The sequence below is a fragment of the Flavobacterium sp. GT3P67 genome, from assembly GCF_004349155.1.
Classification (GTDB): Bacteria; Bacteroidota; Bacteroidia; order Flavobacteriales; family Flavobacteriaceae; genus Flavobacterium; species Flavobacterium ranwuense.
In genome coordinates this window covers 105,907-120,077 of the sequence record NZ_SMLF01000007.1, presented here as the reverse complement: position 1 = coordinate 120,077, position 14,171 = coordinate 105,907, and the positions used below count along the sequence as shown (strand labels likewise).

Sequence of the window (14,171 nt, the reverse complement as noted above, 5' to 3'; positions counted from 1 at the left end):
AATCTAAGATCGCTGTCTTACCGCTTCATATAAAAAGGCTCCACAAGCCACTGATACATTCAATGAACCAATAGTTCCAAACATCGGAAGTTTAGCTTTCTCGTCAACAATTTTAAGTACTGACGGGTTTACGCCTCTATCTTCAGATCCCATAATTATTGCTACGGGTTCGTTTAAAGAAATGTCATAAATATTTTGATCTGTTTTCTCAGTTGCTGCAACAGTTTTTATGCCACTAGCTTGCAAAAGAAATATAGCATCTTTAATGTGTTCTACTTTACAAATCGGAATGTTAAATACTGCTCCGGCTGATGTTTTTACAGTATCCCCATTAACAGGAGCTGAGCCCGCTTTTTGAACGATTATACCATTTACACCAGTACATTCAGCAGTTCTGATTATAGCACCAAAATTACGAGCATCAGATATTTGATCCAAAATCAAAAACAGGGGTTTTTTTCCATTTTCAATTACAGATTCTATCAAAGATTCTAAGTCAAAAAAGGAAATAGGAGAGATAGTAGCTACTGCACCTTGATGGTTATTAGGCGTCAATCTGTTTAGTTTTTCAACTGGAACATAAGAAAAATTAATATTGCCACGCTTCATCACTTTCATCAAGTCTTTCATCAGTTCGCTGCTCGCTTCCTTTTGAATATAGACTTTGTCTACCGTTGCGCCTGCTTGTATTGCTTCAATTATTGCTCTAATCCCGAATATTTGATGTTCTTTTTCCATGGTGCAAAGATATAAAAAAAAAACCACCCCAAAAAATGGGATGGTTTTTAAAAATTTAACTAAAATACAGTTTACAGAAAATGTGTTAACTAGTTATTTTTTTTATTGTTCATTCTGGCTTGTTTAATAGCATCTAGTACAGTGTTTACTGTTTTAAGAGTAGCTACCGTAGTAGGAACGCTATTTTTCAAGGTGTAAACTCCGTTATTAACCACTATAGTAACTACATAGTCATAAGGCTCAGATGTATTTCCTTGTTCAAAACCTAGAGCTTTTGAATTTGTAGCAAACTTAGCTTCTTGAGTGAATGTACCAGAAACATTACTACCTCCTCTAGAGTAATCTACAGTAATAGGAATAGTAAATTGAGGTGTGTTCATAGTATGAAGTCCATGATTGTCATAAAGATCATAATAGATATGATAAGTACCATTAGGAAATTTAGCAGGCGAAACTGTTAAAATTTCTGGGCATCCAGATGCAGCCGCTTGATATATTTTGGTATCTTTTAGATTCGCATCTAGCACATAGAAATCCATGTCATATCCGATACCACATAAAGTTTTGGCCACTCCACCATCTGAAAAGGCTTTGCTGAAATTAAACTTCAAGTCTAAATTGTCAGATAAAGCATTAAGTATAGTAAATGATATAGTAGTTGCAGGAATTGAAGCATTGGATATATTTACATCACCACCTATTTCTAAAACGAAATTTTCAGTTGGCTCATAAACTCCATCACTTAAAATGCTAATATTTCCTGTTGTAGATGTAGTATAAGCTTTGATTAAGATTTGGTCATCAAATTCATAATCCGTACCTCTAGTGGCTGTTCCAGATTTCACCTTCACTTTTACAAAGATATCTACCGGTTGGGCATTAGAGATATTAAGTTTATACTGATACTTTCCTGCAGCTTTTTCATTTACTGTTTGTGTTGCAGCTAATGGCGCAACAAAAGTAACAGTACTCGTAACATTTTGAGCAACTTCAACGGTGCTTTGACCTGTAAGTTCTGGTTCTTCTTGACATCCTACAAAAAGTAGTACGGTCATTGAAAGTGCAGAAAATATAAATTGTTTGGTTATTTTTTTCATTTTCTTTTTTGTTATTAGTTGACTACTCTTTCTAAAGCTTCATAAAATTCACGCGGTCCAACGGCACCAGAACCAGTATAGTAACCATAAGTTCTGTAAATTCTGTCTTTATTAGTAACATCATCTTTAGTTACTGTGTTTTGAGGTCCTGCATATCCACATGAAAGTTTCATGTCAATTGGGTTAGAGGCACAGTTAATTAATGGCCATCCATTCAACATCTGTACTGCTCCTTTATAGGTTTGTGGTGTGTTAACAACACCTGCAGCGTCAATTGTGAAATAATGTGTATTAGTAGCTGCTTGAAAAGAACCAGCATAATCAACAAATTTATAAGTCGTTGCATCAACAGATTCTATTACACGAATTTCACCGTTCCATCCGCCATTGCTAACGCCAAGTCTCCAGTAATTACTGTCAATAACTCTATAAGTTCCCGCAAAACGAGTTCCTACAGCAATTTTAGTGGTTTTGGAATTATTATGTACAGTTCCTTCAGAAGTTGTAGTTACATATCTCAAAGTCCAGGCATCTCCAATTTTTAATAAACTGTCATCTGTTGGAAGTGGTTGACCGCCTATAGTTATACCGGCTTTTAACTCATTATAGGAAACTGTAAAATCAATAGTTTGATTTTTCGGTGTAGCTGGAATATCAATGGTTTTGAATAATACTTCGTTGCTTTTTACGCCAGCCACAGTTGTGAATGTTTTGTAAATTTCAATTTTAGTAGTTAAAACATCCCCTTGAAAAGCCGTAACTTTTACGGGATATTTGAAATCATTACCGTTTCCAACCACATAGCCTACTAATCCTGAATTCACAGTCAATAGACCACCTGTTTCTGCTCCGCCTGTTAGTGCATCACTGTCTTTTTCACATGAAAAAAGACCAGCTAAGACTAAAAGAGCTAAAGAATATAATTTAATTTTTTTCATTTTTTTCTTTTTAAATATTATTATTTCATCCACCAAAGACGAGATGTTAATTTATCTCCACCCGTTAATGTTGTTGAGGCAGCTTCATAATTTACTCTGTTAAGTGAAATTTCCTGTGAATTAAAATATAATCTTGAAGGAATGCTAGTTTCTGCCGCACCTACAACTGGAGATAAGGCTGGATAACCTGTTCTTCTCCATTCTGTCCAAGCTTCAAAACCTTGACCAAACAAAGCAAACCAAGTTTGTTCACCAATTTTAACCCTTGCATCAGCCTGATTAGTAAATTCAACGTTAGGTAGAGCTACATAAGCTGCTGCACTTGCTTCAATTCCGTTGAATTTAAAGTTAGCAGTGATACCGTTTTTATAATGAACCAATGCAGCTGCAATACCTCCAGAAGCATATCCTTCATTGATTGCTTCAGCTAATAAAAATTCTGACTGTGCATACGATAAAATAACACCCGGTAAAGTAGGATTTAGATAGAAAGTACCTAAAGCTGAAAAACCATTGTAATTTCCAGGATTCTCTTCGCCAGGAAGGTTTCCAACATAAGCTCCTGCATTATTTTTTTGTGCATATACATTCAATCTTGGATCTGATAATGCTTGTAATTTTTTTACTAAAACAGAGCTCACTTTATATTCAGAACGCGTACCAAAAATGATTGTTTCATATATTGGATTTGCATCAGGTTGAGCTGGTAAATAGGTTAATTGTGCACTATCACTATTAGAAGACATTAAATGTCCTGCAGTTACTACAGCTTGAATTTGGGCACTAACATTTTTAGCTTTTGAAATTCTTATTAAAGCTTTTAATTTTAATGAATTAGCTAATTTTCTCCATTTTGAAGCATCTCCAGCATATACTAAATCAGATGTAGCAGGGACACCACCTGTACCATTCGCCAATAGTGCATCTGCACGAGTTAACATGTCAAGTATACCATCGTAAACCACTTCCTGACTGTCATAAGCCGGTTTTAAATTTCCAACTTGATTAAATTCCTTAAATGGAACTGGGCCATATAAATCAGTCAAAATTTGAAAACCATTTGCCTGAAGTACTAATGAAATTCCTTTAAGGTTACTATTTCCTTCGGAATCAGCCAAAGTGTACATAGATTGTGCATCGGCAATTACAGAGGCATATAAATTACTCCATATACCATCAATAGCACCTCTTCGGGGAATATATCGTTCCTCATCGTTGTACTGAACCTTAGATACGTGCTGAGCCCAGACCATACCCATATCCCCACCTTGTTGCATACCATAAATAGTATTCTGGTTGACACGAACAATGTTACCCAATAATAAATGTGCAGGAACTGCAACAGCATTATTTGGATCTGTATTCACTGCTTCGAAGTCTTTATCACAACTTGCACTCGAAAGCGCAATCAATGCAATAAATAAAATTGATATTTTTTTCATAATTTTTAATTATTTAGATTTAAAATTTAACTGATATGTTAAACCCATAGGACCTTGCTGAAGGTATTTGACCAAATTCCATACCTTGATTAGCATTACTACTACTAAACCCAGTTTCTGGATCAATGTGTGGAGCCGCTTTGTATAAAATGGCTAAGTTTCTGGCCACTACTGAAAACTTGAAGTCTGTGATTGCAGTACCATTAAACCATTGTTTTGGAAAAGTATAGCCTAAAGACATTTGTCTTAATTTAACATAGGTTGCATCAAAAATAGCACTTTCTTCAATTGTATTCCCATATGCTGTTTGATTAAATGATTTTGCACTTACAACAACATTATTTGGAACATAACCACCGGCTCCATCATCCATGACACCGTTACCTACAAGACCAGTTTCACGACCAATTAATGATTCTTCTAATGTACCAGCGTATCTACCCCATGCATAAGTCATTGAGTGAACATCGCCACCAACTTTTGCATCGATTAATGTTGTAAAGTCAAAACCTTTGTACTTCATAGTAAAGTTAGCTCCGCCGGTCCAGTCTGGAGTGATATTACCTAATACTTTTTTGTCAGTTTCTACAACAGGAAGTCCATTTTGATAAATCACGTTTCCGTTTGGATCTTTTGCAAATCCTCTACCAACAAGAGCACCATAAGGTTGACCTTCTCTAGCTTCTAATGTAATACCCCATTGTGAACCTAAGATATAAGTGTCTAATCCACCAAGTGAAGTTACAGTATTATCATTTTTGGCAAAGTTTAAGTCGATATCAAAACTAAAATCTTTAGATTTTAAAGCAGTAATTCCTAATTGTAACTCAATACCTTTGTTTTCCATTGAGGCAATATTGTCCCAAACACTTGTAAATCCTGTAGATGCTGAAACTTGAATTGGCACTAATAAATCAGAACTCTTTTTTGTGTAATAAGTACCTGCAAAACGCAATCTGTTTTGAAAGGCATTTAAATCGATACCAAATTCTGTTCCAATTACAGTTTCAGGTCTTAGATTTGGATTAAATTGAGTATTTGGTGTTGAAGCCTGATTTCCCCATCCATTATTTTGAAGAGTGTACGTAGAATTTAAATTATATGCTCCTAAAGCTCCTGTTCCACCTACTTTTGACCAACCACCTCTTAATTTGATATAATTAACAGCAGATCCAGTCGTATTTAAAAGTTCAGATAATACTAAAGATCCAGATACTGCAGGATAGAAAAATGAGTTATTTTTTGAAGGCAATACACTTGCCCAATCATTTCTTCCTGAAAAATCAACATAGAAATAATTTTTATAAGACACTTGACCAAAACCATACATAGATCCAATTCTTACTTCATTATAGTTATTTCCAAAAACAGGAGTAGTCCCTGATTTAATATTAGCTAAATTGTAAAAATCAGGTAATTCTAAAGCAGTTATTGCTCCAAAAGTTTGACTAATTTTTCTTCTCATATGGTTGGCACCATAATTTATTGTGAAGGCAATGTCTTCAGTGATGTCATTTTTATACCCTAAAAGTATTTCTGAATTTACTTCAGAATATCTTAAAGTATTTTTATTATAAGATCCGTCTGGAGCACTATTTGATCCAATTGCTTGTCTTCCGGTTGTTTCTTGAGAGTATTGATCTAATGAAGTTTTACCGGTTGCAGTGAAGTTTTTAGCAAGTTCATATGCCAAATATGCAGAACCAGTAATTCTGTCTTTGTCAAATGTATTTCTATTAGTTGCTAAAACCCAGTACGGATTGTTTTGGAAGTTATTGTTCCAGTTAATTGGAGTTCCTTCTGAAGGAGTTCCTACAGGAGCTAGAGGCAAATTGTTAAAATCTCTTAAATCTCTGAAGTTAATATTTCTTGCAGACCAGATAAATTGTTGAGCTACATTTTCATTGTTATATCCAGCTATTGGTAAGTTATTACTTTTATCATTAAAATACATCAATGATATCCCTGATTTTAGTTTTTCTCCTATTTTGAGATTTCCATTAATACTAACATTAAACTTTTTAAAGTCAGTATGAGGTAACATCCCTTTTTCGTCAGAATTACCAACAGACATTCTAAAGTTAGCCTCTTCATTTCCTGAAGATAACGATAGGTTGTTAGTAGTCGATACTGCTGTTTCGTAGAAATCTCTTACATTGTTTGGGTGAGATATCCATGGTAATGGAGCTCCGCCTACTTTATATGAATCCCACTGAACAAAAGATAATCCTTTGTCTAATGCTGGACCCCAACTTTCATCTACCCCATCATTATAACCTCCACCAGCACCGTCAACAAATTCAAAATAATTTGAAGTTGCACCTTGACCGTATGAGTTTTGATAATTCGGCACAACTAAAGGGTTTGAGAAAGTTGTATTTGTATTAAATGAAATTACACTTTTTCCTTTTCCTGTTTTCCCTGATTTTGTTGTTATTATAATTACACCATTACTTGCTCTAAGACCATATAATGCAGCAGCATTTGGTCCTTTAAGAACAGTCATAGACTCGATATCATCAGGACTGATGCTCGCAACACCATTAGGTAAGTCACGACCTCCACCAGAACCTGCATTTCCAGCTGATGAATTGTCAAATGGTACACCATCAACAACAAATAAAGCTTGGTTATTTCCAGTAATTGAAGAGTTTCCTCTTAATACAACTCTTGAAGAAGCTCCAACTGCCCCTGAACTATTCGTTACTTGAACTCCGGCAATTTTACCACTTAATGCATTAACTAGGTTACTCTCTCTTGCTTCGGTAAGATCTTCTCCTTTAACACTTTGAGCAGCATAGCCTATCGATTTTTCGGATTTTTTAATTCCTAAAGCCGTTACTACAACTCCTTCAAGTTCTAATGCGTCACTCACTAATTTCACATTAACTGTTGCAGAACTTGCAGCTACTTGTTGAGTTTTCATCCCAATGTAGCTAAAAATCAAGACCTGGCTTGGTGTTGCTCTGATAGAATATTTTCCATCAAAATCAGTTTGTGTTCCGGATTGAGTTCCTTTTACTAATACACTCACACCTGGTAAAGGTAGTCCTGCATTATCGGAAACAGTTCCTGAAACAGCTCTTTCTTGCGCAAAAGTTAGTTGCGCCACAAGTACTACTAATAGTACTAAGAATCCATTGAACTTTAGTTTCATTTTTTAATATTTTGAATTAGTCTAGCAAACTTCTTAATAATTTGTTAACTTTCCTAATTAATGAAACTCTATTTTTTGTTGTAATTAAAATTTAACATTATAACAGATGTGTATGATAGTGTTATAAATTTCAATTTGTTGGTCTTGGATACTGCCGTTTGCGACAGCAAATTTTAATAGGCCGTTTTTTGTTTGCAGCCCAAATCCGAATCCAATTCCTAGAAGTTTTTCGGTGTTGTCTTCTTGTTCAATACTTGGTTTGTTCTTGTAGATACAGTAATCTAGGATAGAGTGAACGTAGAGATTAGGAGAGAGTATGTGCCGATATTCTGTAAGTATTGAGGTCATAAAATAGGCTTGCAGACTATTTTCAGCAAAGCCTCTTAGGCTGTTGAATCCTCCAAAACGAAAAAGTTCATTTGCGATATAGCGGTTGCTTTGTAAATAATAGTTATGGCTATTTATATTGATTATATTCTTTTTATTCAGGTTAAAGTTATGTACGGCTTGAATTTTTAAAAAAAACTGATTGCTTTTTATCGTGTTTTCTGGCTGATTGCTTGTTTCTCTTTTTCCGGTTCCGGCAGTTATTGAAAGAATTGATTTTATTGGAAAAGTAAAATTAGTTAAATCTGATTTTGTGTAATTAAAACTGGACGTCAAAAAGGAATTGTTATAATCGCTTATCGAATTATCGATTGAATTTTGGATGTCGCTTGATTCTGTAGATTGAAATCCTAAATAGAATCGTGTGTTGTAATTTGTAAAGTAACTTAAGTCAATTGCTGTTTTTGTGTTTTGAAAAGTACTGTCTTGTCTGAATAATTGAATTTGAGCTTTTAATCCTATTGAAGTTTTAAGCAAATAAGGAAGTTCAATACTGGCATTAAATGTTTTTTGATCGTTTCCGTCGCTTTTCCAGTAAACGGATAATTGTTCTCCAGAGCCCAAAATATTTTCTAGCTTCACATCTAAGTAGCCATTTAGGGCTGTTTTTTTATTTTCATTATTGGAAAATCCAATGAATCCGTCAAAAGTATTTGATTTTCTTTTCTCAAGATATACGTAAACTTTCGTTGAGTCTTTTGTGAGTAAAATTTCGGGATATTTTACTTGGCTAATAAATCCAAATTTTTCAAAATCGTTGTGAATTTGATCTACCATTTTTTGATTAAAAATGCTGTTTTTGTATTTTCTGTTGATTTGCGCTAAATGTCCACTAGGAAATTTATTTGATCGGTTGTTTTTTGCGTAATTTATTCGGATTGAGTTTAGTGTTCTTTTTTCGTCTGATTCCAGTTTTAAATCAGCATAAATTTCAGTATCGACTCTTTTGATATTTACTAGTTTTAGCTTTGCTAATGCAAATCCGTTTTGTTCTAATTTTTGAACGGTTTGTTTTAGATAAGAGTTGATTTCTGTGTACGGCAGTATTAAAGTGTCTTTTTTTTCTCTTAGGTCTGTCAGGTTGTTAAATAGATTATTTGTACCTATATATATATGTATTGATTTTATTTTTTTTCCTAATGTAAAAATCGCTACATAACTAGAGTCTTTTTTTTTTGTGAATTCGAGTGTGATGTTGTCTATATAGCCTATTTCGGATAATTTTTTAGAAACTTTGTTTATCTCTTCGTTAATTAATTTCGTGTTTTTGTGCTCAGTGTTGTATTTTAGAGAATCTATAGTTTTTGTTTCTAATGAATTGCTTCCAGTTATCAATAATCGAAAATTTTGCGCAGAACAATTAAGGCAAAAATTTAGAAAGAACAGTAAAATAAAAGTGGATTTCAAATGAGTATGTGTTTTTAATAAAAGTAATGCAAATATCTATTGTTTGGGATAAAAATCAAATGATAAAATAATCTTATTGAAAATTAATAGATTAACGTTTGTAGAGTAAAAAATATTTTCTACATTTGCAACCCCGTAAAAAGCGGGAATTTAATATAATAAGAAATTTTTAGTATTAATTATGCCAACAATTCAACAATTAGTAAGAACAGGAAGAACTCAGATAACTAAGAAGAGTAAATCGGTTGCTTTAGATTCTTGTCCTCAAAGAAGAGGGGTTTGTACGCGTGTTTACACTACAACACCAAAAAAACCAAACTCTGCAATGCGTAAAGTAGCGCGTGTACGTTTGACAAATGGTAATGAAGTGAATGCTTACATCCCTGGTGAAGGACACAATTTACAAGAGCACTCGATAGTATTAGTTAGGGGTGGAAGGGTAAAAGATTTACCAGGAGTTAGATATCACATCGTTCGTGGTGCGCTTGATACGTCAGGAGTAGCAGGAAGAACGCAAAGAAGATCTAAGTACGGAGCAAAACGCCCAAAAGAAGCAAAAAAGTAATTTAAAAAGTTATTTCTTGTAGGGATGTGATTCGTCACAACTGTATGGGTATGACATTTTATTAAAAAAAAGACATGAGAAAAAGAGCGGCAAAGAAAAGACCACTTTTACCAGATCCAAGGTTTAATGACCAACTGGTAACACGTTTTGTGAACAACTTAATGTGGGATGGAAAAAAATCGACAGCGTTTAAAGTATTTTATGATGCAATTGACATCATTGAGTCTAAAAAACAAGATGCAGAGAAACCATCATTAGAAATTTGGAAAGATGCGTTAACCAATGTTATGCCTCACGTTGAAGTACGTAGTCGTAGAGTTGGTGGAGCTACATTTCAAATTCCAATGCAAATTCGTCCAGATAGAAAAATTTCTATGGCAATGAAGTGGTTGATACTTTATTCTAGAAGAAGAAATGAAAAATCAATGGCTCAAAGGTTGGCTTCAGAATGTTTAGCTGCGGCTAAAGAAGAAGGAGCTGCTGTTAAGAAAAGAATGGATACTCACAAAATGGCAGAAGCTAACAAAGCATTCTCTCACTTTAGATTTTAATTCTTAAGAAATGGCTAGAGATCTTAAATATACAAGAAATATAGGAATTGCTGCTCACATTGATGCTGGTAAAACAACAACAACAGAGCGTATATTATTCTATACTGGAAAATCACACAAAATTGGTGAAGTACACGATGGTGCTGCAACAATGGACTGGATGGCACAAGAGCAAGAAAGAGGTATTACCATTACTTCTGCTGCTACAACTTGTGAATGGAATTTTCCAACAGAGCAAGGTAAAACTTTACCAGAAACCCTGCCTTATCACTTTAATATTATTGATACACCGGGACACGTTGACTTTACAGTTGAAGTAAACCGTTCTTTGCGTGTGCTTGATGGTTTGGTTTTCTTATTTAGTGCTGTTGATGGTGTTGAGCCACAATCAGAAACTAACTGGAGATTAGCAGATCAATATAGAGTGCCACGTATTGGGTTCGTTAATAAAATGGACAGACAAGGTTCTAACTTTTTGATGGTATGTCAACAAGTAAGAGACATGTTGAAATCTAATGCAGTTGCAATCACTTTGCCTATCGGTGAAGAAAATGATTTCAGAGGTGTTGTGGATTTAGTTAAAAATCAAGCTATAGTATGGCATGAAGAAGGTTTAGGAGCAACGTATGATATTGTGCCTATTCCAGAAGATATGCTTGAAGAAGTGAAAGAATATAGGTCGATTCTTATTGAAGCAGTAGCTGATTATGATGAGACTTTGCTTGAAAAATTCATGGAAGACGAAAACTCTATTACAGAGGAAGAAATCAACACTGCATTAAGAGCAGCGGTTATGGATATGGCTATCATTCCTATGATTGCCGGTTCTTCTTTCAAAAACAAAGGAGTTCAATTCATGTTAGATGCAGTATGTAAATATTTGCCGTCTCCAATGGATAAAGATGGTATTGAAGGGATTCATCCTGACGATGCTGAATTGTTAGAAGAAGATCAAACTAAAATTTTGCGTAAGCCAGATGTTAAAGAGCCGTTTGCTGCTTTAGCTTTTAAAATTGCTACTGACCCATTCGTAGGTCGTTTAGCTTTCTTCCGTGCTTATTCTGGACGTTTAGATGCTGGTTCTTATGTTTTGAACACTCGTTCAGGAAATAAAGAAAGAATCTCTCGTATCTATCAAATGCATGCTAACAAGCAAAACCCAATCGATTATATCGAAGCAGGTGATATTGGAGCGGCAGTAGGATTTAAGGATATCAAAACTGGAGATACATTGTGTGATGAAAAAAACCCAATCATTCTTGAGTCAATGAAATTCCCTGCGCCGGTAATTGGTATTGCAATTGAGCCTAAAACTAAGGCTGACGTTGATAAAATGGGTATGGCTTTAGCTAAATTAGCTGAAGAAGATCCAACGTTTACGGTTAGAACAGATGAGGCTTCGGGACAGACTATTATCTCAGGTATGGGTGAGCTTCACTTAGATATCTTAGTTGATAGAATGAGACGTGAATTCAAAGTTGAAGTAAACCAAGGTGAGCCTCAAGTTGAATACAAAGAAGCATTTACAAAATCTGCTCAACACAGAGAAACTTACAAGAAACAATCTGGTGGTCGTGGTAAATTCGGTGATATCGTATTTAGACTAGAGCCTGCTGATGAAGTTGATGGTAAAGCTCCTGTAGGATTGCAGTTTGTTAATGCTGTAAAAGGTGGTAACGTTCCTAAAGAATATATCCCATCTGTAGAAAAAGGTTTCAGAGAAGCTATGAAAACAGGTCCTTTAGCAGGATACCAAGTAGATAGTTTGAAAGTAACTTTGTTAGATGGATCTTTTCACCCTGTCGATTCTGATGCGCTCTCTTTTGAGTTAGCGGCTAGAATGGGGTACAGAGAAGTAGCTAAAGCTGCTGGAGCTGTAATTCTTGAGCCAATCATGAAAATGGAAGTTATTACACCTGAAGAAAACATGGGAGATATCGTAGGTGATATTAACCGTCGTAGAGGTCAAGTTAATGACATGGGTGACAGAGCTGGTGCAAAAACCATTAAAGCAGATGTGCCATTATCAGAAATGTTTGGATATGTAACAACATTAAGAACACTTTCATCTGGTAGAGCGACATCTACAATGGAATTTTCACACTACGCAGAAACACCTTCCAATATTTCGGAAGCAGTTATCAAAAAAGCAAAAGGAAACGCATAATCTTTAAGAAAATGAGTCAAAAAATCAGAATAAAACTAAAATCTTACGATCACATGTTGGTAGACAAGTCTGCTGAAAAGATTGTAAAAACCGTAAAAAGTACTGGAGCAGTAGTAACAGGACCAATTCCGTTGCCAACTCACAAAAAACTTTTTACCGTTCTTCGTTCTCCACACGTTAACAAAAAAGCGAGAGAGCAATTTGAAGTAATGTCATACAAGAGATTAATTGACATTTATTCATCTTCATCAAAAACTATTGATGCCTTGATGAAACTTGAATTGCCTAGCGGTGTTGAAGTAGAGATCAAAGTTTAAATAGCTTACTAGTAAGAAAAGGGCGCTGTTTTTAAGCGAAAAATATTTTTTTGGTTTGTGTGTAAATAAGTTATACTTTTGCACCACTTAAAAAAAATAGGATTCGGTTAAAAGCTGCGTTCTATATTTATATTTAATAATTAATAATTAATATTTATGTCTGGGTTAATTGGTAGAAAAATCGGCATGACTAGCATTTTCGACGAGAACGGGAAGAATATTCCTTGTACAGTAATCGAAGCTGGACCATGTGTTGTTACCCAAGTCAGAACCAAAGGTGTTGACGGGTATGAAGCGTTGCAACTTGGTTTCGATGACAAAAACGAGAAACATTCCACAAAAGCGGCTTTAGGTCACTTTAAAAAAGCGGGAACTGTAGCTAAGAAAAAAGTCGTTGAATTCCAAGATTTCGCAACTGAACAAAAATTAGGAGATCTTATTGATGTTTCTATTTTTGCTGAAGGAGAATTTGTAGATGTACAAGGTGTATCTAAAGGTAAAGGTTTTCAAGGGGTTGTAAAACGTCACGGTTTTGGTGGTGTTGGTCAAGCAACTCACGGTCAACACAACCGTTTAAGAGCGCCGGGTTCTGTAGGGGCTTCTTCTTATCCATCTAGAGTATTCAAAGGAATGCGTATGGCTGGACGTATGGGAGGAGACAATGTAAAAGTTCAAAACCTTAGAGTTTTAAAAGTAGTTGCTGAAAAGAACCTACTTGTTATTAAAGGATGTGTTCCTGGATGTAACAACTCTTATGTAATCATTCAGAAGTAATGGAAGCAAAAGTATTAGATTTCAACGGAAAAGATACTGGAAGAAAAGTTCAACTTTCTGATTCAGTATTTGGTATAGAGCCAAACAATCACGCAGTATACCTTGATGTTAAGCAATATCTTGCTAATCAAAGACAGGGAACGCACAAAGCTAAAGAAAGAGCTGAAGTTGCGGGAAGTACGCGTAAGATTAAAAAACAAAAAGGAACTGGAACTGCTCGTGCGGGTAGTGCAAAGAATCCATTGTTTAAAGGTGGTGGAACAGTTTTCGGACCAAGACCAAGAAGTTATTCATTCAAATTGAATAAAAGCTTGAAACGTTTGGCTAGAAAATCTGCTTTCTCAATTAAAGCAAAAGAGTCGAACATTATCGTTCTTGAAGACTTTAATTTTGAAACGCCAAACACTAAAAATTTCATTAATGTTTTGAAAGCTTTAGAGTTAGAAAATAAAAAATCTCTGTTTGTGTTGGGTGATGTAAATAAAAATGTATATTTGTCGTCACGCAATTTAAAAGGATCTAGCGTAGTAAGTAGCTTAGAATTAAGCACTTATGCTATTTTAAACGCTAATAATTTAGTGCTTTTAGAGAGTTCTTTGGAGATAATTGAAGAAAATTTAAGTAAATAATA

Annotated in this window: 12 protein-coding genes; 6 read left to right on the top strand and 6 right to left on the bottom strand. The window is 34.8% G+C overall.

Annotated features, from left to right (window positions below; genetic code table 11):
• Nucleotides 1–3 precede the first annotated feature (3 nt).
• The 6 genes from rlmB to E0H99_RS12215 form a co-directional block, all read right to left on the bottom strand.
• A complete protein-coding gene (gene rlmB / locus E0H99_RS12240) occupies nucleotides 4–738 on the bottom strand; it encodes a 23S rRNA (guanosine(2251)-2'-O)-methyltransferase RlmB (protein ID WP_035668140.1) in 735 nt (244 codons plus the stop codon).
• An 89-nt stretch (nucleotides 739–827) separates the two neighbouring features.
• Nucleotides 828–1,793, bottom strand: a complete 966-nt coding sequence (locus E0H99_RS12235; protein WP_165930298.1) for a Calx-beta domain-containing protein — start codon at nucleotides 1,791–1,793, stop codon at nucleotides 828–830.
• Nucleotides 1,794–1,849: 56 nt separating this feature from the next.
• Nucleotides 1,850–2,773 (bottom strand): hypothetical protein, encoded by a 924-nt coding sequence (locus E0H99_RS12230; protein ID WP_131995822.1) that lies wholly within the window; start codon nucleotides 2,771–2,773, stop codon nucleotides 1,850–1,852.
• A 20-nt stretch (nucleotides 2,774–2,793) separates the two neighbouring features.
• Nucleotides 2,794–4,215, bottom strand: a complete 1,422-nt coding sequence (locus tag E0H99_RS12225; protein WP_131995819.1) for a SusD/RagB family nutrient-binding outer membrane lipoprotein — start codon at nucleotides 4,213–4,215, stop codon at nucleotides 2,794–2,796.
• A gap of 19 nt (nucleotides 4,216–4,234) precedes the next feature.
• Nucleotides 4,235–7,372, bottom strand: a complete 3,138-nt coding sequence (locus tag E0H99_RS12220; RefSeq protein WP_131995816.1) for a SusC/RagA family TonB-linked outer membrane protein — start codon at nucleotides 7,370–7,372, stop codon at nucleotides 4,235–4,237.
• 84 nt (nucleotides 7,373–7,456) lie between these two features.
• On the bottom strand, nucleotides 7,457–9,094 hold the full coding sequence (locus tag E0H99_RS12215) for a hypothetical protein (protein WP_240723482.1): 1,638 nt from the start codon (nucleotides 9,092–9,094) through the stop codon (nucleotides 7,457–7,459).
• A gap of 253 nt (nucleotides 9,095–9,347) precedes the next feature.
• On the opposite strand from E0H99_RS12215, the gene rpsL reads away from it, so the two are divergent.
• The 6 genes from rpsL to rplD all read left to right on the top strand — a co-directional run bounded on the left by rpsL (nucleotide 9,348) and on the right by rplD (nucleotide 14,169).
• Nucleotides 9,348–9,731: a 30S ribosomal protein S12 gene (rpsL, locus tag E0H99_RS12210; protein ID WP_007136570.1), complete on the top strand. Its 384-nt coding sequence runs from the start codon at nucleotides 9,348–9,350 to the stop codon at nucleotides 9,729–9,731.
• Nucleotides 9,732–9,805: 74 nt separating this feature from the next.
• Complete coding sequence (gene rpsG / locus E0H99_RS12205) at nucleotides 9,806–10,282, top strand: 30S ribosomal protein S7 (protein ID WP_035668130.1); 477 nt, start codon at nucleotides 9,806–9,808, stop codon at nucleotides 10,280–10,282.
• A 10-nt stretch (nucleotides 10,283–10,292) separates the two neighbouring features.
• Complete coding sequence (fusA, locus tag E0H99_RS12200) at nucleotides 10,293–12,449, top strand: elongation factor G (protein ID WP_131995810.1); 2,157 nt, start codon at nucleotides 10,293–10,295, stop codon at nucleotides 12,447–12,449.
• A gap of 11 nt (nucleotides 12,450–12,460) precedes the next feature.
• Nucleotides 12,461–12,766, top strand: coding sequence for a 30S ribosomal protein S10 (rpsJ, locus tag E0H99_RS12195; protein WP_011963470.1), 306 nt, complete (start codon nucleotides 12,461–12,463; stop codon nucleotides 12,764–12,766).
• A gap of 156 nt (nucleotides 12,767–12,922) precedes the next feature.
• Nucleotides 12,923–13,540: a 50S ribosomal protein L3 gene (rplC, locus tag E0H99_RS12190; protein ID WP_066081043.1), complete on the top strand. Its 618-nt coding sequence runs from the start codon at nucleotides 12,923–12,925 to the stop codon at nucleotides 13,538–13,540.
• On the top strand, nucleotides 13,540–14,169 hold the full coding sequence (gene rplD, locus E0H99_RS12185) for a 50S ribosomal protein L4 (protein WP_091173690.1): 630 nt from the start codon (nucleotides 13,540–13,542) through the stop codon (nucleotides 14,167–14,169). The genes rplC and rplD overlap by 1 nt, the downstream gene beginning before the upstream one ends.
• Nucleotides 14,170–14,171: the final 2 nt, after the last annotated feature.

Coding starts and splice junctions, on each gene's coding strand:
- rlmB (WP_035668140.1), bottom strand. CDS start 738: ATGGAAAAAGAACATCAAATATTCGGGATTAGAGCAATAATTGAAGCA.
- E0H99_RS12235 (WP_165930298.1), bottom strand. CDS start 1,793: ATGACCGTACTACTTTTTGTAGGATGTCAAGAAGAACCAGAACTTACA.
- E0H99_RS12230 (WP_131995822.1), bottom strand. CDS start 2,773: ATGAAAAAAATTAAATTATATTCTTTAGCTCTTTTAGTCTTAGCTGGT.
- E0H99_RS12225 (WP_131995819.1), bottom strand. CDS start 4,215: ATGAAAAAAATATCAATTTTATTTATTGCATTGATTGCGCTTTCGAGT.
- E0H99_RS12220 (WP_131995816.1), bottom strand. CDS start 7,372: ATGAAACTAAAGTTCAATGGATTCTTAGTACTATTAGTAGTACTTGTG.
- rpsL (WP_007136570.1), top strand. CDS start 9,348: ATGCCAACAATTCAACAATTAGTAAGAACAGGAAGAACTCAGATAACT.
- rpsG (WP_035668130.1), top strand. CDS start 9,806: ATGAGAAAAAGAGCGGCAAAGAAAAGACCACTTTTACCAGATCCAAGG.
- fusA (WP_131995810.1), top strand. CDS start 10,293: ATGGCTAGAGATCTTAAATATACAAGAAATATAGGAATTGCTGCTCAC.
- rpsJ (WP_011963470.1), top strand. CDS start 12,461: ATGAGTCAAAAAATCAGAATAAAACTAAAATCTTACGATCACATGTTG.
- rplC (WP_066081043.1), top strand. CDS start 12,923: ATGTCTGGGTTAATTGGTAGAAAAATCGGCATGACTAGCATTTTCGAC.
- rplD (WP_091173690.1), top strand. CDS start 13,540: ATGGAAGCAAAAGTATTAGATTTCAACGGAAAAGATACTGGAAGAAAA.